The 20,159-nt window shown below is 27.5% G+C and carries 17 protein-coding genes; 15 read left to right on the plus strand and 2 right to left on the minus strand.

All coding sequences use genetic code 11. The features are described from left to right. Positions 1 to 419: 419 nt before the first annotated feature. From Q0F58_RS04180 to Q0F58_RS04195, 4 genes are all read left to right on the plus strand, one after another. Positions 420 to 935: a hypothetical protein gene (locus Q0F58_RS04180; protein ID WP_294372932.1), complete on the plus strand. Its 516-nt coding sequence runs from the start codon at positions 420 to 422 to the stop codon at positions 933 to 935. A gap of 41 nt (positions 936 to 976) precedes the next feature. Beyond that, a complete protein-coding gene (locus Q0F58_RS04185) occupies positions 977 to 2,374 on the plus strand; it encodes a glycoside hydrolase family 1 protein (RefSeq protein ID WP_294372933.1) in 1,398 nt (465 codons plus the stop codon). A 197-nt stretch (positions 2,375 to 2,571) separates the two neighbouring features. Further along, positions 2,572 to 3,552 (plus strand): type I phosphomannose isomerase catalytic subunit, encoded by a 981-nt coding sequence (locus tag Q0F58_RS04190; RefSeq protein ID WP_294372934.1) that lies wholly within the window; start codon positions 2,572 to 2,574, stop codon positions 3,550 to 3,552. A gap of 140 nt (positions 3,553 to 3,692) precedes the next feature. Continuing rightward, on the plus strand, positions 3,693 to 4,406 hold the full coding sequence (locus Q0F58_RS04195) for a GntR family transcriptional regulator (protein ID WP_294372935.1): 714 nt from the start codon (positions 3,693 to 3,695) through the stop codon (positions 4,404 to 4,406). A gap of 297 nt (positions 4,407 to 4,703) precedes the next feature. On the opposite strand, the gene Q0F58_RS04200 is transcribed toward Q0F58_RS04195, so the two are convergent. Next, complete coding sequence (locus Q0F58_RS04200) at positions 4,704 to 5,264, minus strand: class IV adenylate cyclase (protein WP_294372939.1); 561 nt, start codon at positions 5,262 to 5,264, stop codon at positions 4,704 to 4,706. Between the two features lie 314 nt (positions 5,265 to 5,578). Between Q0F58_RS04200 and Q0F58_RS04205 the strand changes: the two genes are divergently transcribed. From Q0F58_RS04205 to Q0F58_RS04235, 7 genes are all read left to right on the plus strand, one after another. After that, the gene (locus Q0F58_RS04205) at positions 5,579 to 6,616 is read left to right on the plus strand and encodes a nucleoid-associated protein (protein WP_294372940.1); all 1,038 of its coding nucleotides are present in this window, start codon (positions 5,579 to 5,581) and stop codon (positions 6,614 to 6,616) included. Between the two features lie 274 nt (positions 6,617 to 6,890). Beyond that, entirely contained in the window at positions 6,891 to 9,203 is a 2,313-nt protein-coding gene (locus tag Q0F58_RS04210; RefSeq protein ID WP_294372942.1) for a glycosyltransferase, read from the plus strand. Continuing rightward, entirely contained in the window at positions 9,204 to 10,340 is a 1,137-nt protein-coding gene (locus tag Q0F58_RS04215) for a hypothetical protein (protein ID WP_294372943.1), read from the plus strand. Between the two features lie 15 nt (positions 10,341 to 10,355). After that, positions 10,356 to 11,780, plus strand: a complete 1,425-nt coding sequence (locus tag Q0F58_RS04220; RefSeq protein WP_294372945.1) for an MBOAT family protein — start codon at positions 10,356 to 10,358, stop codon at positions 11,778 to 11,780. Between the two features lie 20 nt (positions 11,781 to 11,800). Next, positions 11,801 to 13,009, plus strand: a complete 1,209-nt coding sequence (locus Q0F58_RS04225) for an alginate O-acetyltransferase AlgX-related protein (RefSeq protein ID WP_294372947.1) — start codon at positions 11,801 to 11,803, stop codon at positions 13,007 to 13,009. Positions 13,010 to 13,223: 214 nt separating this feature from the next. Beyond that, positions 13,224 to 13,784 (plus strand): sigma-70 family RNA polymerase sigma factor, encoded by a 561-nt coding sequence (locus Q0F58_RS04230; RefSeq protein WP_294372949.1) that lies wholly within the window; start codon positions 13,224 to 13,226, stop codon positions 13,782 to 13,784. A gap of 3 nt (positions 13,785 to 13,787) precedes the next feature. Next, complete coding sequence (locus Q0F58_RS04235) at positions 13,788 to 14,909, plus strand: DUF4179 domain-containing protein (RefSeq protein ID WP_294372951.1); 1,122 nt, start codon at positions 13,788 to 13,790, stop codon at positions 14,907 to 14,909. A gap of 196 nt (positions 14,910 to 15,105) precedes the next feature. Here Q0F58_RS04235 and Q0F58_RS04240 read toward each other — a convergent pair whose 3' ends face one another. Further along, positions 15,106 to 15,699, minus strand: coding sequence for a Crp/Fnr family transcriptional regulator (locus Q0F58_RS04240; RefSeq protein WP_294372953.1), 594 nt, complete (start codon positions 15,697 to 15,699; stop codon positions 15,106 to 15,108). A gap of 117 nt (positions 15,700 to 15,816) precedes the next feature. Between Q0F58_RS04240 and Q0F58_RS04245 the strand changes: the two genes are divergently transcribed. From Q0F58_RS04245 to Q0F58_RS04260, 4 genes are read left to right on the plus strand one after another with little or no spacing between them, the layout of a single operon-like run. Next, on the plus strand, positions 15,817 to 16,575 hold the full coding sequence (locus tag Q0F58_RS04245) for a nitrogenase iron protein NifH (RefSeq protein WP_294372955.1): 759 nt from the start codon (positions 15,817 to 15,819) through the stop codon (positions 16,573 to 16,575). Further along, positions 16,568 to 17,830 carry a nitrogenase component 1 gene (locus tag Q0F58_RS04250; RefSeq protein ID WP_294372957.1) on the plus strand — a complete coding sequence of 421 codons (1,263 nt, stop codon included), beginning with the start codon at positions 16,568 to 16,570 and terminating at the stop codon, positions 17,828 to 17,830. Before Q0F58_RS04245 ends, Q0F58_RS04250 begins: the two co-directional genes overlap by 8 nt. 2 nt (positions 17,831 to 17,832) lie before the next feature. After that, positions 17,833 to 18,990 carry a nitrogenase component 1 gene (locus Q0F58_RS04255; protein ID WP_294372960.1) on the plus strand — a complete coding sequence of 386 codons (1,158 nt, stop codon included), beginning with the start codon at positions 17,833 to 17,835 and terminating at the stop codon, positions 18,988 to 18,990. Positions 18,991 to 19,012: 22 nt separating this feature from the next. Next, a complete protein-coding gene (locus Q0F58_RS04260) occupies positions 19,013 to 20,158 on the plus strand; it encodes an ABC transporter substrate-binding protein (protein WP_294372962.1) in 1,146 nt (381 codons plus the stop codon). The last annotated feature ends 1 nt before the right edge of the window (position 20,159 follow it).

Consider the following 20,159-nt stretch of genomic DNA (forward strand, 5'->3'; position numbering starts at 1 on the left):
CCCGTTAAAATGAATTTATTTTCATTTTAACAGGAAGCTTTATATGTTTTGTAGTCGTGGATTTTTTGACGCTTACGTATATATGGGGGAAGTTTTGCGTTTAATTTGATAAATGACGTTTCACAAAATAATAGAGATTATGATGAAATGTGCAGTGAGTGGAATTCAAAATGGAATTCTGCAAGGAAAGAAATTAGTAAGAATTAATATGATAATTTAAAAGAGGACTGTTGCATCAAATATTTTTACTACTATATTCAAAAGTGGCGTTGATTAGAAGTTCCATATTGAATATAGCAGAATTTGATTTTAGGATGACAGTCCTATTTTTATACATAGTATAACTTAATAAAGTATACTGATAGATAAATTTATTCTATATGAAAACGATAAGAATGCAATAATAGAGGAGAATTATTATGAGTGAAAATTTAAAATATGTAAAATTGAAAGATGTTGATAAAATAAATATTTATGGAAGAAATAGTTGGAGTTCATCATCTTTGGTGTTATTTTGGACAGCAAGCGGATTTGAAGTTAATGTTAGGGGTTTTGAATTATGGATGGATGTTGAAGTTGATTATGATCTATATGAGCAATGGATAAGTGTAGAAATAGATGGTGAATTTGTAAGCAGGCAGATGATTACTAAAGGATGCCATTCAATATGCCTTTTTAGAGGAATGAATAGTGAACTTATTAAAAACGTCAGAGTATATAAAGATGTTCAGGCAATGAATATGGATGATAAGAATATGTTTCTAATACATGGATTAAAAACTGATGGAGAATTTGAAACAGTTCAAAATAAAGACATGAAAATTGAATTTATAGGAGATAGTATAACATCGGGAGAAGGCATTATAGGAGCCAGAATTGAAGATGATTGGATTTCCATGTGGTTTAGTGCAATTTATTTATTATTTAAAGATTAAGGAATATCAATTTTATAATGTATAAATTAGGAGGTTTTTTAATGACTTTGAAATGTAAATTCCCAGAAAATTTTTGGTGGGGTTCTGCAACTTCAGGCCCACAATCAGAAGGTAGATTTAACAAAAGACATGACAGTGTTTTTGATCACTGGTTTGATGTAGAACCAGAAGCATTCTTTAATGGAGTAGGTCCTAATGTAGCATCAAATTTCTATAATAGTTATAAGGAAGATATAAAATTAGTTAAAGAAATTGGATTAAACAGTTTTAGAACATCAATTCAATGGACAAGACTTATGAAAGATTTTGAAACTGGAGAAGTTGATGAAGATGGAGTAAGATTTTATAATGCTGTAATTGATGAATTAATAGCAAATGACATAATTCCAGTTATGAACTTACATCACTTTGATTTACCAGTTGAATTATATGATAAATACGGCGGATGGGAATCAAAGAAAGTTGTTGATTTATTTGCATTATTTGCAAAGAAATGTTTTGAATTATTTGGTGATAGAGTTAAATACTGGGCAACATTCAATGAACCAATGGTTGTTGTTGAAGGAGAATACTTATATCAATTCCATTATCCTAGATTAGTTGATGGAAAGAAAGCTGTTCAAGTTTTATATAACTTAAACTTAGCATCTGCAAAAGCAATACAAGAATTTAAAAAGAGCGAATGCAGTAAGACTGGTGGAAAGATAGGTATAATTCTTAACCTTACTCCATCTTATCCAAGATCACAAGATGAAAAAGATGTTAAAGCAGCTCAATTCGTTGAAGATTTCTTCAATAATTCATTTTTAGATCCAGCTATTAAAGGTGAATTTACACCAAGATTAGTAGAAGTATTAAAGAAAGATAATGTTTTATGGGAATCTACACAAGAAGAGTTAGATATAATAAAAGCAAATACAATTGATTTCTTAGGTGTAAATTATTATCAACCAAGAAGAGCAAAAGCAAAAGAAACACCATTTGATGAATCACAAGGATGGATGCCTAATAAATACTTTGATGATTATGAAATGCCAGGAAGAAGAATGAATCCATATAGAGGATGGGAAATATACCCACAATGTATGTATGATATAGCTATAAACATTAGAGATAACTATAATAATATTCCTTGGTACATTTCAGAAAACGGAATGGGTGTTGAAGGAGAAGAAAAGTATATCAATAAAGATGGAGTAATAGAAGATGATTACAGAATTGAATTCTTTGAAGAACATCTAGAATATCTTCATAAAGGTATTGAAGAAGGATCAAACTGTTTTGGATATCATACATGGACTCCAATAGACTGTTGGTCATGGTCTAATGCATATAAAAATAGATATGGATTTATAGCTGTTGACTTAGCTAGACAAATAAAAACTATAAAGAAATCAGGAAGATGGATTAAAAAAGTTGCACAAAACAATGGTTTCTAATAGTAAATTGTTGTAGCAGGTAATGTAATGATTATGAGGCTTTTTGATGAAAACTTTTATATGGTTTAAGTTGAAAAGTCTCAAATTTTTTTCTATTATAATAATTGTATTAAAGTATAAAAATAAGTAATGATGAGAGTGAATTTGAATTCATCACTAATAAAACAGGTGATTTATATATAATGGAGGTAGGTATAATGTATCCAATTAAATTTGAAAATCTATATTATGAAAGAATATGGGGAGGAGAAGATTTAAAAAAATTCAGAAATAATGTTCCAGAAGGAGTTATTGGTGAAAGCTGGGATATTGCATGTCATAAAAATGGAACTGGTAAAGTTGTAAATGGGGAATTAAAAGGTAAAGGATTTGATGAAATAATCAAAGAATTTGGACATAAACTTTTAGGAAATAAAATAAGCACTGAAAAAGATTTCCCATTACTTATAAAATTAATAACTGCTAAAGATAAATTATCAGTTCAGGTTCATCCAGATGATGAATATGCAAGAAGAGTAGAAAATGATCTTGGAAAAACTGAGGCATGGTATGTAATAGATGCAGCTGAAGGTGCTTCATTAATAGTTGGAACAAAAGATTGTGATAAGGAAAAATTTAAAAAAGCAATTGATGATGAAAATCTTGAACCATATTTAAATAAGATTCCAGTTAAAAAAGGTGATTTCTTCTATGTTCAAAGTGGATTAGTTCATGCAATATGTGAAGGAATTCTTATTGCTGAAATTCAACAGAGCAGTGATACAACCTATAGAGTATATGATTACAACAGAGGAAGAGAAATACATGTTCAAAAAGCATTAGACGTAATTAACTTCTCATTAAAAGGTGAAAACAGCCATGGAATAACATTAAAAAATGAAGGATATGATAAAACTTATCTTTGTTTAGGTGAATATTTCACAATCCAAAAATATGAAATCAGAGATTCTGTTAAAGAATCAAGTGATGAAGATAGATTCTTCTTATTTACTTGTGTTGATGGTGAAGGAACAATTAAGTATAATGGTGGAGAAGAAAAGATAGCAATGGGTGACAGTATATTTATACCAGCAACTCTTGGCGAATATGAATTAAAAGGTAACTTTACATTATTAAAGAGTTATGTTCCAGATGTTGAAAAAGAAGAAAAAGATATATTGAGCGTTGTAAGAAAATAATTTTAATAAATTTTTGTTAAAATTGGAGAAAGATATGTTTTCTCCAATTTTAATGATTAAATTTTAAATATTACATGGTAACTATTTTCAAACATGTTATAATTAATATAAAATATTTATAAAAAGGGGAGTGCTTGTTGGTGTCAAAGTATAAAGAAATAGCAGAAGATATTAGAAAGGGTATACTTGATGGAAAATACAACCCTAATGAACAGCTACCATTAGAAAAAGAAATGTGCCAACATTATGATGTCAGCAGGATAACAATAAAAAAAGCTGTAGATGAATTAGTTGATGAAGGACTTGTTATTAAAAGAAGAGGTGCTGGAACATTTGTAAAAGCATTTGATAATTCAGATGTTGAAGGATTTAGTATGTCTAAGCAGTTTTCAGGGTTCTCAGAAACTAATAAAAATAGTAAAGTTGAATCTAAGGTAATTAAGTTTGAAGTTATTCATCCAAATGAAGAAATTGCTGAAAAATTAAAAATGACATGTGATGATTTTGTGTATTATATAGTAAGAGTCCGTTATTGCGATGGTGAAGCAAGAGTAGTAGAGTATACATATATGCCAATTGGGGTTATACCAGGAATAAAGACTGATATATTACATAAATCAATATATGCATATATTGAAAAAGACTTAAATCTAAAGATAAAAAGTGCTCATAAAACAATACGTGCAATTGAGCCTACAGAAGAAGAAAAAGAATATTTAAATTTAGGAGACAAGGTTGTTCCCATTCTTGAAGTTGAACAGGTAGGATTTTTAGATAATGGCCAGCCATTTGAATATTCATTATCACATCATAGAGGGGATAAAATAGAATTTAGAAGTATAAGTTTTAAGTAATCTGATTTATACAATAGATTTTCTATTTTGATAGTTTATTAAAAATTATAGTTTAATATATCAATAAAAATGTTAATGAAAGAGATGAATACCTGAAATTAATATTTAATTTCAGAAAGTATATTCACTCTTTTTATTTTTTAAGGCATATTTTTTTATTATATGAGAAAGATAGCATAAGATTTAATTGAGCCATATTCAAAATGTTAAAGATTCAAAGAAATAGGACTTATTGTGTAGATATAATCAATAATATAACAGTCCTATTCCTTGATTAATATTTTTTGGAAAATAAGTTTATAAGTTTCTACTATTATTAGAAGATAAATTTCGTTCCTTTAAAATATCATAAATAGTTGCAGAAGTAGTATCTTCTAATGTATATCCTAACACTGATACAATTTTTTCTAATTCTTCTTCGGATGATGTTTCAATTTCAAGATATGGAAATGGGCAGAAATTTTTATCATTTATATCAATTTCAATTAGTGAATTGAATAATTTATAACTTTCTCTGTATTTTTTTATAGATTCTTTTTTTATCAAACCAAGAGATTTAAAAATACCTTCTCCCATAATTTTATCTTCAATTATTGTTTCATTTTCTTCCATGACCTTAAATCTTTCTTGAGAAATCATCTTTTTAGTAGTCATAAAAACTATAGTTTTATTATTGATTTTATCATTAACAGTTCTTATTCTTGCATATCCTTTTTGAGCAAGAAGTCTTCCATCTTCAAAATCATATATATCATTAACCTGGTCTTCACTTTTCACTTTTTCAGCATTATTTTCTAATAGAATTTTTCTTATGTTGTCAACATCAATATCTACAATTCGTGTTTCTAATTCTTTCATTGTATTTCCTCCAATTTAAAAATAATTGTGTGATTATAAAGTATATGTTGATTTAATATATATGTTCCAATGATAAGACTACATGATAATTAAAGAAATATTGAAAAGATTTCAACTTTTATTGTCAAGTGGCCATTGTTAATTGGAATATATATTATTTATTAAGAATTAAATTTTACAATGTACTTTATAATATGATTATATATCTTTATTCTAATAATTAATATTGTATAGTATATAAATAAATGTTTTTTTTAAAGCTGGATGAGTTTATAATATCTAAAGTGAGAAAATTATTGGGAAGGTGAATAGTGATGGAATACATTAATGATATTAACATAAATGAAGCAGTGATACATATTTTAGATAGTAATGTTGATGATCCAGTTTTAAATGAATTTAGTCTTGATCTTGATGAGGATATATATAAATTTTTATATAAACATATTGAGAAATGTTTTAAAGATGATGATCTTAAATATGGAAAATTTAATCCAGAAAGAAATATTGTGAAAGAAGTAGTTCAGGATTATTTGAATGGATCGGAAGATAATCTGATAAAGGTATCAAAGGAACTTGCCAATCAGCTTTTTATAATAATGAAAGGAAATGTAAATATTCCAGCAGGAGATCTTATAGTAGTATCACTAACAACAGATCATGGGCCTATGATAGGAATTTTGAAAATGGATTACGTTAAAAACTTTACTCATGAAGTTCAATTTGTTAACAATAAAATTGGGATAGGAATAGTTCCACAAAGTGCAGGACTTCCAGGCAGTGGTCAGAAAATACAGAAAGCTGCATTTATAAAACCTGTAAAAGAAGATGAAAATTATAATCTTATGATTCTTGATAAACAAAAGGGAAGCAAAGATGATGAATTTGGAGCAAATTATTTTATAAATAATTTTTTAGGTGCATCTATTGTAGTTAATGAAAGAGATATGACTAAAACATTAGTTAAGGCTGTAGAAAACTGGACAAGAAAAAATATTACAGAAGATGCTGGCAAAGCAGAAGAGATAAGAAGTACAATAAAAACTAAATTAAAAGAAGAAGATACAATAAATATTGATGATTTTTCTCAGGAGTTATTTTCTCAGGATGCTAATAAAAAAGAAGAATTTTCTACATATATAAAACAGCAAGGGCTTGAATCTCAAGTCTCAGTAGATAAAACCTGGGTTGAGAAGAAAATGAAAAGAATAAGGCTTAATATAGATAAAGAAATAGATCTATACATCAATGAAGAAACATATCATGATCCTAAAAAGTTTGAAATTGTGAGAAATGGTGATGGAAGCATAAACTTAGTAGTTAAAAATGTTATTAACTATATAGAAAAATAATATTTGAAATTTGGTTCATATATAGTTGTTGTAAGATTAAAATGTAGATGATACATGTGAAAATTTCATAATTCATTGTCAATTAATATTTTTAATTGAAATGATTAGTAATTTAAAAATAAAGTTATATTAACAAAATATGACTTTATTTTTATTTTACAACAATACACGACAAATAATTCGAAAATATGATTTTTTTATGTATAATAGATATAAGTGTGATTTTTACTTTTTAGTATTTTTGCTGAATAAAATTTTATTAGGAGTATTAATTATGAAGATAAAAACTATTAGAAATAAATTTTTAATTATAGGAACAGTAATAACTTCAATAATTTATTTAATATGGCGTATCTTTTTTACTATTCCTTTTGGAGAAGGAACTGTGGCCCTAGTAGCTGGAGTGTATTTACTTATAGTGGAAATAGTTGGGATGTTTGAAGAAGCTGTACATTATAATAATATGTCAAATATTGAATATCCAGAATGTCCAACTGTTGATTTTGATCTATTTCCACATATAGATGTATTTATAGCAACATATAATGAACCAGTTGAACTATTATATAAAACTATTAATGGATGTATAAATATGGAGTATCCAGATACAGAGAAAGTTCATATTTATATTTGTGATGATTCTAATAGAGCAGAAATGAAAGAATTAGCAGAAAAAATGGGCATTAATTATATAACTAGAACTGATAGAAAAGATGCAAAGGCAGGAAATTTTAATAATGCATTGAAACAAACCAATTCACCTCTTGTTGTAACTTTTGATGCAGATATGATACCAATGCATGATTTTTTAATGGCTACAGTTCCATATTTTGTAGAGGATTTAGTTAAGGCTGAAAATATAGAAAAAGAATATGGAATAGGAAAAAGGAAAAAAAGGTCTGGAAAAATAGGTTTTATACAGACACCTCAGAGTTTTTATAATCCTGATTTATTTCAATATAATCTTTTTTCTGAGAGTAGAATACCAAATGAACAGGATTATTTTTATAGAGATATACAGATATCAAGAAACAAAAGTAATTCAGTCATATATGGAGGTACTAATACAGTAATATCTAGAGAAGCATTAGCAGAAATAGGTGGATTTTATACTAAAGTTATAACTGAAGATTTTGCAACTGGTATGTTAATTCAGAGTAAAGGGTATACATGCTATGCAATTAATGAAGTTCATGCATCAGGACTTGCGCCAGAAGATTTAAAAGGATTGATAAAGCAAAGACAACGTTGGGCAAGAGGATGCATACAAACAGGGAAAAAGCTGAATATTATATTTAGAAAAGGACTCAAATTGAGCCAGAAGCTGAGTTATGTTTCAGCAATAACATATTGGTATGGATGCTTAAAAAGATTTATATATATTATGGCACCAATTCTTTTTTCTGTTTTTGGAATAATAGTTGTAAAGTGCACACTTTTGCAAGTACTTCTATTCTGGATGCCTATGTATATATTTAGTTCTGAGTCATTAAAATTAGTTTCTGGAAAAATAAGAACTGTAAAATGGACAAACGTATATGAAACAATACTTTTCCCATCATTGATAATTCCAGTTATATTAGAGAGTATCGGGGTATCACAAAAAAAATTTAATGTAACAAGAAAAGGGGGAGCAGTTGAGGATAAGAATTATCAAATAAAGAAAGCTGTTCCACACATAATATTATTTATTCTTTCTATTATAGGAATAATAAACTGCATAAGGTGGACATTTATTACAGGAACTCCTGCATATATGATTTTAATATTCTGGTTAGTTATAAATGCTTATAATATATTGATGGCATTATTTTTTATGCTTGGAAGAAGAGTTTTGAGAAAAGCAGAAAGATTTACTATAAATTTAGAATGTATGATTAAGTTTTATAATAAAGAAATCAAATGCATGACTAATGATATTTCAGAAAATGGACTATCTATATTGTTAGATGTACCTCGATACATAGTATATGATGAACCTATAGTTATAATGCTGAAGACTGAACGATACAAAACAGAATTTTCAGCAGAAATAGTTTATGTTGTTCAAATAAAGGATAAATGGAAATATGCAATGAAAATATGTAATATAGATGATTATAATTATAAACAACTTTTAGGAATAGTTTATGACAGAGTGTCAGGATTACCTGATATTATTGAAAATAATAACAGTATATTCGATGACATAAGAATAAATCTTTTAGAAAGAAGTAAGTCAATAACTGCATTTAATAGAAAACTTCCACGTATTATTTTAAATAAAACTTTAAATACACATGAGTATGGAGATATTACAATAATTAATTTTAACTATGAATATATGCTTATAAAAATAAATAAGGCAATGGATAATATTAAAATAAAAATAAGTGAAAATATAGAACTTAAATGTAGAAAAACTAATTCATCACATGATAATAAAGACGATAGCATATTGTATAAAATTTCAAATTTTAAAGATATAGCAGAAAATGAAGAACTTCTAGAGGTATTAAATAAATGGAATAAAGAAAATATGTTGAAAATGAATAAAAATGAGAATATTAAAGATGAGAATATTTTTAATGAAATGGAGTATCTATAAATGTTCAAATTGACAGATAAGAAGATAATATTCAAGGCATTGTTTTTTATAGTGATGTTATTTATGATATATCCAATTAAGATATATCCTATAAATGAAGAAGATATAGTTAATTATATACCTGAAAACATTGAGCAAAGTAATAATGGCGGAAATGTTACAATGAAATCTAATGAAAATAATATGTATAACTTTGCCATAAATACTAATGGATTAGAACAAGGTTACTATACAACGTATATATATGAAAATTCAAAATGTGATTGGAGTAATTATGAAGGAATTGAATTTAGCATAGAGAATAAAACAGATTTGTCTATAAGGATGAATTTAAATATAATCCCTGAAAATAAGACAGTACTTTCTATATCAGATAACAATATTGTAATGCTGAACGAAAATGGGGATGATGAGCTAAAGATGTATAATCCTCAATATGGAACTTTTGAAGTTCCAGGAAACTTTAATGGGACAGTATATATACCTTTTAATAGTTTAAGAAAAAAGGGAAATGAAATAAATGAGACAGTTAGAATATCAGAAATAAATTCATGGGGAATTACAGTTACATTATCTGAAAATGAAAATGAAGAATTTGCATTAGGAAATTTTAAGCTTATAAAAGAAGGATCTAATTTAAGAAATTATTTTGAACATAATTTAGATATAACTGGCGATAAAGAAGTTGAAATACCTACAGCAGGAGAAGGAATTTCAGATTATAAGGTAATTGATAAAGAAAAAAATGAAAATATATCAGAAAAAGGTACATCAGTTGAATTTAATTTGAAAAATAATATTGAAGGTGTGAGTTTGAGCAGAGATGGAAGACTTAAATTATATCCTGATGCAGAACCTCAGGATATAGAAATTGAAGCTGTAATTGATAAAAAAATATCAAAGACTACTAAAATAAAAATTCTAAAGTCATGGATGCTGACAGCAAAAGAAATAGATGGGACAATCAAGAGTATTCCACAGGAAAATGAAGTAGAAGTTCTAATGACTCCAGAAAAATCAGCATATGTAAATAAATCCATTGTGATTTTTCGAGTTATTTTAATTTTAAGTATTCTTGCAGTAGTTATATTGTATTGGAAATGGAAGAAAAATGATTTGGAAAAAATATCTGAATAGGAGGGAGTTGAATTAATGCTTTTTTCAAGTATTATTTTCTTATTTTATTTTTTACCTATAGTTTTAGTGTTATATTATATACTAAAATTTTCAAGAACTGTTCAAAATATATTTCTTCTTATAAGCAGTCTGGTTTTTTATGCATGGGGAGAATCAAAATATGTATTAATAATGATTATATCCATAATACTAAACTACATATTTGGCATTATGGTTGATAGATATAGAGATAATAAAAAATATGCAAAAATTATAATATTTTTTATGTGTGCAGTTAATTTAAGCATATTATTTGTGTTTAAATATATAGGATTTTTTGTGCGTAATATAAATGAATTAATAGGATATGACATATTAAATGTACCTGTTCTTACTCTTCCAATAGGGATTTCATTTTTTACATTTCAAGCATTATCATATGTGATTGATGTTTATAGAAATGAGGTAAAGGTTCAAAAGAATATTTTTTATTTAGGATTATATATTTCGTTTTTTCCTCAATTGATAGCAGGACCTATAGTAAGATATTCAGTAATAGAAGATCAGATAAAAAATAGAGTGGAAACATTTGAAAAATTCGGAGTAGGATGTTGTAGATTTATTGCTGGATTAGGTAAGAAGGTTCTCATATCAAATAGTATGGCTATAATTACAGATAGAATTTTTCAAATGAATTCAAATGCCAGCATTCCTGTAAGCCTTGCTTGGATAGGTTCATTTGCATATACATTTCAAATATTTTTTGATTTTTCAGCATACTCAGATATGGCTATAGGATTAGGACTTATGTTCGGATTTAAATTTAATGAAAACTTTAATTATCCATATATATCAAAATCAATATCAGAATTCTGGAGAAGATGGCATATGTCGTTGGGCTCATGGTTTAGAGATTATGTGTATTTTCCACTTGGAGGATCAAGAGTAAAAAATAAAGACAAAATAATACGTAATTTGTTTATTGTATGGCTTTTGACTGGATTATGGCATGGAGCAGAGTGGACATTTATAATGTGGGGACTTTTAAATTTCATATTCATTGCATTTGAAAAAGTTCTGTCTTTTGACAAGTTGAAAATAAACAATAGGTTTAAGCATATTTATGCATTGTTTATTATAAATCTAGGGTGGGTATTATTTAGATCTGAGAATTTGATAGAAGCAAGAAAATATTTTTCTAATATGTTCGGAATGAATGGAAATTCGTTATGGAGCGATTATACATATATGTTTTTTAAAGAAAATATAATTTTTTGGGTTGCAGCAGTTGTATTTTCAACACCTGTTGCGAGAAAGTGCAATGAATATCTAATAAAAAAATGTGTATTTTATAGAGAAATAAGCTTAATTTATCCAATTGCTATTATGGGATTATTCTTTGTTTGTGTATGTTATCTTGTAAAAGGAACATATAATCCTTTTATTTATTTTAATTTCTAATTTATTAAAAGAGGTATTTTATGAAAAGTTTTTTTAGAAAGAAGATAATAACTTCAATGATTTTTATAGGTATAATAATTATATTTTCAGCATTAAACTTTGTAAAAACATATGAAAATATTATACAGGTATTAAAAGATAAGCCTATTACTTTGAATAATATTGATGAAGTAATAAGCACTGTTGAAAACACTGTGAATGAAAATATTTATGGTAAATATGTATTTGTAGAAGGATATGGTTTTCTTCAGAAGGCTATGGGAAAAGATGAAGAAAATAATTTTGAAGTTGTAAAAGATGAAAATGGATTTCTTCATTATACATTTTTTGGAGATAAAGCTAATGAAGTGACCAATCTTGTTGAAAAGACAGAAAAATTTAAGAGCCAGATAAATAATAAGGATTCAAAATACATATATATGATGATGCCAGATAAATATATTAAAGGATATACACAATTTTCAAGAGGAATTCCTTATAATTATGCAAATGAAACAGCAGATGAATATTTGCAGCTTTTAAAAGAGAAAAATATTGATACTATTGATTTAAGAGAGAATTTATTGGAAAGTGGAATTGTTCCTGAAAATCTATTCTATAAAACAGACCATCATTGGAAAATTGAAACTGTGTTTTGGGAATTTGGACAATTAATAAATAAGTTAAATACTAATTATAATATGAATTTGGATAAAGAAAGTTACTATATAGATAAAGAAAATTATAATTTTATAAGCTATCCAAATTCATATATAGGATCTATGGGAAGAAAAACAGGAATAATATATGGTGGAGTTGATGATTTTACATTGATTTATCCTAAATTTAAAACTTCATTTTATTATTATTCAAAAACAAACGATAAAGAAGCAGAATTGGAAGGAAGATTTGAAGAAGCTTTATTAACTATATCTCCTTTTAGAACTGAAAAAGGTATATATTCACTAGAAGCTGATAAATATTCTTCATATTTATTTGGAAACAGAGGAATAGTACATGTTGTAAATAAAGAAAATACTGAAGGCCCCAAAATTCTATTTATAAAGGATTCGTTTTCAGTTCCTCTTGCTGCGTTTATGTCTAACGTATGTTCAGAAATTTACTTGATAGATCCAAGATATTATAAAGAAAGTATATTAGATTATGTTAATGGAATTGAAGATTTAGATATTGTGTTTATGGCATTTTCACCACAAGATCTTACAGATGAATTTTTTAATTTGTATTAATATATATTCCAATTAACAATGAATGATGAAATCTTCTCAAGGTTTCTTTAACTATTAGTTGCAATATATAATAGAAAGCTGTATTAAATTGAAAGATTAAGATTCGATTTAATGCAGCTTTTTACTTATTACAGAAAAAATGAGAAAAAAATCATATGCGTACGTTATTATTATATGTAGAAGCTTTTGCAAAAAATGTGATAGGAGAAAGTCAATGAAATGTAATGAAGAAAATTATGTAGAAAGGTTACAAAAGAAAAAAGAAGATGCCTTGAATTATATTGTAGATAAGTATTTTTCTATTGTTAAGGCAACAGTGGTCAAAATTCTGTATAATTTTAACAATGAGGAATTAATTGAAGAATGTATCAATGATGTTTTTTTGTCAGTATGGCAGAATGCATCAAAATTTAAAGCTAATAATGACGACTTTAAAAAATGGATTTATAAAGTATGTAAATTTAGAGCAATTGATTATTATAGAAAAGAAATTAGAAAAAAAGAAATCTCAAAAGAAGAAATTAATTATGGAGAAAGTATATCTAGTGAAGATGAATTTATACTGAGTGAAAATAAAAGGGAATTAATTAAGTTAATCAATACACTTCAACCAACAGATAGGGATATTTTTATTATGAAATTTTTATTAGGAATGAGTTCAAGTGAAATTGCAGTAAAGATTGGACTCAGTAAGGCTGCTGTAGATAACAGAATTTATAGAAGCAAAAAAGTACTTAATAAAAATAAAGACAATATAGGTTTGGAGGTTTGGTAAATCATGAAAGATATATATGAATTATTAAATTATGTTGAAATAGATAATGAAGAAATACCTGAAATTGATGTATCTGAAATAGAAAAAGAGAAAGTAAAAAGAAATCTTAATAAGCATTTAAGGAAAAGAAAATATAAGAAGAATGGATTAATAGCAGCTGCAATATGTTGCGCATTTATTGGGGGAATAGGGACTATAGGAATAATTAATCCTGCTTATGCTTCTGATATACCTATTATAGGAGATATATTTAGATACATTGACAATGGAAGGACTGGAGCTTTTGATAAATATAAAGAAAATTCAAATGAAATCAATGTTGCTAAAAAAAGTCATGGTGTTAGTTTAATGATTAAGGATATTGTTTTTGATGGTACTGTTATTTCATATACTTATGAAGTTAAAACTGATAAAGATTTAGGAGAATATGTTAGCTTTCATCCAGAAACTAAAAATATTTTTACAATGGTTAATGGAAAGTATTCAGGAAGTTGCTACAGTAAATGCAAAAAAGTAAGTGATAATAATTATTTAGGAAGAGCACAAATTACAATAGAAAGAGTAGAAAATCTTGAAAAGGTAGATTTGGAACTGATGTTTAATAGTGTAACAGGATATGATGAAAACCATAAAAAAGTAGATGATATAAAAGGAGAATGGAATTTTAACATTAAAGATATACCATCTTTAAAAAATGAAGTAATCAATGTTGATAAATCAACTAAAAAAGATGATATTTCAATCAATATAAAGAGTATTACAAAATCTCCTATATCATTAAAAATCAATTATTCTCAGGAAATTTCAGATGATTTATACGATAAGATGTATGGTTATGAAAAAGAGGATATTTCTCCAGAAGATATGAAAGATAAAATGAATAAATCTGCGCAAATGGAATTTGATAAACTTGTCAAACTTGAAGTTAAAGATAATCTTGGAAATGAATATGTTTCATCTGGAAATTTTAATGGAGATGGAGATGGCAAAAAGACAGAATTAATAGATGTTTTTAAAGACATAGATGAAAAAGCAACACAATTAATTATAACTCCTAAAAATTCAGAAAGTGTTTTTGATGAAATAATTGTAGATTTGGATAAAAGCAGTTCAAATGACGATTAATATTTAAGAAAATTTATTATTGAGTGTAATTGATTTTTTAATATAGTAATATTAATTAAAGTTAAAGAAGAATCTAATAAAATAAAACAGGAAGCAAATAAGATTAAACTCAACATATAGTATACCTTCAATAAAGATAGGTACTATATGTTGAACTGAATCATGTGAAATTATAATTATGAAATATCCACAAATATTAAGAGTTAGAAGTTTCGTATAATTCATTTAATGCACGATATAAAGATGATCTGCTTGTACTAAGTTCATAACAGAGTTGAGTTTTACTAATTTTATTTAAATTATCAAGGGTATATACTTTTTTGTCAATGAGCAATTCTAAACGTTCTTTGATTGAAGGCAGTGCCAGCATTTCTATTTTATTATTAAGGAAAAAAACTTTATTGCTCATAAAGTTTAAGAAATGTGTCATTATTAATGGTTCTGATAAAAAAAGTTCTTTTAAAGAATCTTGAGATAAAAATAATACATCAGTGTTTCTTCTAGCTTGTACTTCAGCAGGAAATATATCTGTATTTCCATAGATACAGCTTGCACCGAGAAGTGAATATCTATCTAATTTATTGAGTAAAAAACGGTCACCATTATATAGTACTTTATAAACAAATACATTGCCTTTTAAAATTACTCCCAACTCATGTGAAAAATTTAAATGTGTATATATGAAGTCATTTTTTTTATAATGCATGATTTTATGAGGAGTCTTTTTTAATAGTTCATTTATGTAATCTGAAGATAGTCCAGAAAACAACTCACAATTTTCTAAATTCATTATAAGTCTCCCTTCTGAATAAAATAATATAAAATGATAAAATGTTTCAATTGGCACAGTTTATCAATTAACTATATAGTATACTAAAGTTTGAAAAATAACAAGAGGTGTGTGAATATGATAAAAATTGCTATTTATGGAAAAGGTGGAATAGGAAAATCTACGACTACATCAAATCTTACAGCAGCACTTATAAAAAAAGGATATAAGGTGATGCAGATAGGATGTGATCCAAAAGCAGATTCAACAAAGAACCTTTTAGGTGGAAAAAATATTTCCACTGTTTTAGATACTATTAAAGAAAAGGGAAGTGATATTAATTTAGATGATATAGTAGTTAAAGGTTTTGGGGGTGCTTTATGTGTTGAAGCAGGTGGCCCAACACCAGGAATTGGATGTGCTGGAAGAGGAATAATTACAGCATTTGAAAAACTTGAAGAACTTGATGCTTATAGTATATATAAGCCAGATATTGTAATATATGATGTTCTTGGAGATGTAGTATGCGGAGGATTTGCAATGCCAATTCGTGGAGGATATGCAGATCATGTATTTATTGTTTCTTCAGGAGAAATGATGGCGCTTTATGCAGCAAATAATATTTCAAGAGCTATAAAAAATTTTGGAACACGTGGATATGCTAAATTATCAGGATTGATTTTGAATGCAAGAAATATAGAAAATGAAGATGAAATTGTGGAAAAAGCAGTTTTGGAAATTGGAACAAGTGTAATTAAAAAGATTCCAAGAGATAACCATGTACAATTGGCAGAAACTGAAGGAAAGACTGTTATAGAAGCATTCCCAGAAAGCAGCATGGCTGATGAATATAGATCTCTTGCTGAAAAAGTACTGGAGGTTGTAAATAATGAATAAAAATGTATGCAAAGCCAATTCTACTTTGCATTATTGCTCTCCAGCTCATGGTGGATGGGGAATTGTAAGAGTAGGAATGCTTGTTCCTGAAAGTTATCAATTGTTTGTATGTCCTTTTGCATGTGGAAGACATGGGGCTTTAGGTGCATTTCAACAAGGGACAAAAAAGAGATTGTCATATTTATTTATTGATGAAGCAGATATAATATCGGGAAGCTATGAAGAACTTATACATGAGGCTGTGGGTGAGTTGTTGAGTGCTTTAAAGGAAAAGCCCAAAGTAATATTTATAGGGGTAAGTTGTCTTGATGACTTGCTTGGAACAGATCATAAGGCTTTATTGAGCAGATTAAAGGCAGATTACCCAATTGATTTTCAAGTTCTGCATATGAATCCTATTTCTTCTGATTCTAAAAATCCACCAGGAATAAACATTCAAAGGAAAATATATGAACTTGTAAAAACATCAGAAAATAGAGACAATGAATTAAATCTAATTGGAAACTATGTAATGCTTGAAGAAAACAATGAACTTTTAGAAATACTTAGAGAAATGGGAATTAATAAAGTAAAACATATTTCTAATTATAGCAGATATGAAGATTTTCAGGATATGGGAAATAGCAGATACAATTTGGTATTAAGACCTGAAGCGAGAAGAGCAGCTGAAGATATGAAAATAAATAATAAGATAGAATATTGTTTTGTTCCTATATCATATCAAATTAGTCAGATTAAAAAGGAATATGAGATAATAAAAAATATGATTGCACCAGATAAAAAAATAGATTTAAAGAAATATGAAGAAGGGGCTATTTCGATGATTGCTAAAGCAAGAGAATGTATAAAAGATATTCCTATTTCAATAGACAATTCTTCAGTATGCAGGCCTTATAGTTTAGCTAGAGCTTTAATTGAATATGGATTTAATGTTGAATCTATTTATGAGGAAGGATTACCAGAATTTGAAAAGGATTCTTATGAATGGCTTATAAAAAATTCACCACAAGTAAAGATTTATCCTTCAGAGAATCCAGTCATGATATTAAGAAATGACAGTGGTAATGATGAAAAAATTGCTATTGGATATAATGCAGGATATATGACAAAAGCTAAATATGTGGTTGATTTAGTATTTGATGAAAAAATGTTTGGGTTTAGTGGCATATGTTTATTGATGGACAAATTGATTGAGGCATATACACATCCAACAGATTTGAAGAAATTAATAACAGGATATGGATTGGTGGTATAATTATGAATAAATTATGCATTTATCTGCCACCCTTGGCACCAGATTATTCTGGAGTATGCTCAGCTTTATATGAATTAAATGGAATGAGTATAATACATGATGCATCAGGATGTACAGGAAATTATACAGGGTTTGATGAGCCAAGATGGTATGATAATCAGAGATTTGTCTTTTGTTCAGGACTTAGAGAAATAGATGCAGTTCTTGGAGATGATGAAAAATTAATAAGAAAGGTAAAAGAAGCAGATGAAGAATTAAAACCAGAGTTTATTGCAGTTCTTGGAAGTCCAGTACCCATGGTGATTGGAAGTGATATGAAAGGAATTGCAAAAGAAATGGAGTATGATTTGCAAAAACCTTGTTTAGGATTCGATACAACAGGACTAAATTATTATGATGTTGGTATAAAGACAGCCTATTTGAAAGTCGCAGAAAGATTTTTATCAGATTCAGATGAAAAAATAAAAAATAGTATTAACTTATTAGGAGTTACGCCATTAGATTTTGGCATAAAAAATAATGCTGAAGATTTGAAAAACATATTTATAAAAAATAATATAAAAATTAATTCCTGCTGGAGTATGGGGACTTCTTTGAAAGAAATAAAAGAAACTACAAAAGCAGAAATGAATTTAGTTGTATCAGTGAGTGGAATTGAGCTTGCTAGATATTTGAAAAAGAAGTATAATATACCTTATCATATTGGAATGCCAGTTGGGGAATATGGAATAAATAAATGTGTGGATTTAATGAAAGGCAATTCTGAATTAAAAAAAGAAGTTCAAAATAAAACTTTAAGAAAAGAGAAAGTTTTAATTATAGGTGAACAGGTTTCTAGTAATGCTATTAGAGATGTGCTGATTAATGAATATGGTTTTAAGTCAGTTGATGTAGCAACATTTTTCATGATGGACAAAGAAATAAAGGGTGAAAAAGACTTTGTTATTGAGAATGAGAATTGTTTGATAAGAAAATTTAAAGAAGATCTTTATGATTTTATCATTGGAGATCCACTTATAAAGCAATTGCTGCCAGAAAAGAGCAGAGTAAAATTTATTGAAATTCCACATGTAGCTGTATCAAGCAAAATATGCTGGAATAATTCTGTTGATATTATGGGAAAGGGAGTATATGAGATTTTAGACAATGTCAATAACTAATAAATTTCAAGGGGGAGAAAAAATGAAAAAATTATTTAACATCTTTGCTATAGCGCTAAGTGTTATGATATGCACAGTGATGATTGGATGTGGAGGGAGCAGTTCTAATCAATCGCAAAATGAAGAAAAGAATAATGTACAACAGGAAGAAAATACAGGAAAGAAAGTTATAAAGGATCAAGTGGGTCATGAAGTTGAAATACCTGAAAAAATAAATCGTGTAGTTATAAGCTCACTTTGGCCACTTCCATCAGTTTATTGCTTATTTCAAGGTTCTGGAGAAGGATTAGTAGGAATGCATCCAGCATCAAAAAGTGCAGCAGAAAATTCTTTATTAATGAAAATTGCACCTGAAGTATCAAAAGCAAATACAGATTTTATTCAAAATGGGGAATTGAATGTAGAAGAATTAATGAAGCTTAAACCAGATGTTGTATTTGGATCAAATGATGCTGAATATGAAATGGTTACAAAAGCAGGAATACCATATGTTCAATTTGTTGCAAATCCAACAGGAACAGGTAATGCAATAGAATCAGTGGGACAATGGATGAAACTATTGGGAGAAATTTTCAACAAAGAAGATAGAGCAGAAGAGATAATGAATTATGGAAATGAAACTTTAAGCAAAATTCAGGAAAAATTATCATCAGTAAGTGATGATGATAAAGTTAGAGCTCTTATGATTTATCAATACAAGGATGGAAGTTTACAAGTATCAGGTAAGAACTTCTTTGGTGATTTTTGGTTAAAATCTGGAGGAGCTATTAATGTTGCCGAAGAGATAAATGGACCTAAGGAAGTAAATATGGAACAAATATATAAATGGAATCCAGAAAAAATATATATTACTAATTTTACGCCTTTGCAGCCAGAAGATTTTTACAATAATTCTATTGAAGGTGATGACTGGAGTAATGTAAAAGCTGTTCAAAACAAAGAAGTTTATAAAATTCCATTAGGTATGTACAGATGGTTTCCACCTTCATCAGATACACCTTTGATGCTTAAATGGATTGCAAAAGAAAATTATCCTGAAATTTTTAGTGATGTAGATATGAATAAGGAAGTTAAAGATTACTATGTTAAATTTTATGGATTAGAATTGACAGATGAAGAAGTAGAAAAAATATTTAATCCAAGCAGAGAAGCTGCTGATGGGGTATAAA

Source organism: uncultured Clostridium sp., from assembly GCF_934754915.1.
Classification (GTDB): domain Bacteria; phylum Bacillota; class Clostridia; order Clostridiales; family Clostridiaceae; genus Clostridium.

Coding starts and splice junctions, on each gene's coding strand:
- Q0F58_RS04250 (WP_294372957.1), top strand. CDS start 16,568: ATGAATAAAAATGTATGCAAAGCCAATTCTACTTTGCATTATTGCTCT.
- Q0F58_RS04235 (WP_294372951.1), top strand. CDS start 13,788: ATGAAAGATATATATGAATTATTAAATTATGTTGAAATAGATAATGAA.
- Q0F58_RS04230 (WP_294372949.1), top strand. CDS start 13,224: ATGAAATGTAATGAAGAAAATTATGTAGAAAGGTTACAAAAGAAAAAA.
- Q0F58_RS04260 (WP_294372962.1), top strand. CDS start 19,013: ATGAAAAAATTATTTAACATCTTTGCTATAGCGCTAAGTGTTATGATA.
- Q0F58_RS04180 (WP_294372932.1), top strand. CDS start 420: ATGAGTGAAAATTTAAAATATGTAAAATTGAAAGATGTTGATAAAATA.
- Q0F58_RS04225 (WP_294372947.1), top strand. CDS start 11,801: ATGAAAAGTTTTTTTAGAAAGAAGATAATAACTTCAATGATTTTTATA.
- Q0F58_RS04240 (WP_294372953.1), bottom strand. CDS start 15,699: ATGAATTTAGAAAATTGTGAGTTGTTTTCTGGACTATCTTCAGATTAC.
- Q0F58_RS04200 (WP_294372939.1), bottom strand. CDS start 5,264: ATGAAAGAATTAGAAACACGAATTGTAGATATTGATGTTGACAACATA.
- Q0F58_RS04215 (WP_294372943.1), top strand. CDS start 9,204: ATGTTCAAATTGACAGATAAGAAGATAATATTCAAGGCATTGTTTTTT.
- Q0F58_RS04220 (WP_294372945.1), top strand. CDS start 10,356: ATGCTTTTTTCAAGTATTATTTTCTTATTTTATTTTTTACCTATAGTT.
- Q0F58_RS04245 (WP_294372955.1), top strand. CDS start 15,817: ATGATAAAAATTGCTATTTATGGAAAAGGTGGAATAGGAAAATCTACG.
- Q0F58_RS04210 (WP_294372942.1), top strand. CDS start 6,891: ATGAAGATAAAAACTATTAGAAATAAATTTTTAATTATAGGAACAGTA.
- Q0F58_RS04255 (WP_294372960.1), top strand. CDS start 17,833: ATGAATAAATTATGCATTTATCTGCCACCCTTGGCACCAGATTATTCT.
- Q0F58_RS04205 (WP_294372940.1), top strand. CDS start 5,579: ATGGAATACATTAATGATATTAACATAAATGAAGCAGTGATACATATT.
- Q0F58_RS04190 (WP_294372934.1), top strand. CDS start 2,572: ATGTATCCAATTAAATTTGAAAATCTATATTATGAAAGAATATGGGGA.
- Q0F58_RS04185 (WP_294372933.1), top strand. CDS start 977: ATGACTTTGAAATGTAAATTCCCAGAAAATTTTTGGTGGGGTTCTGCA.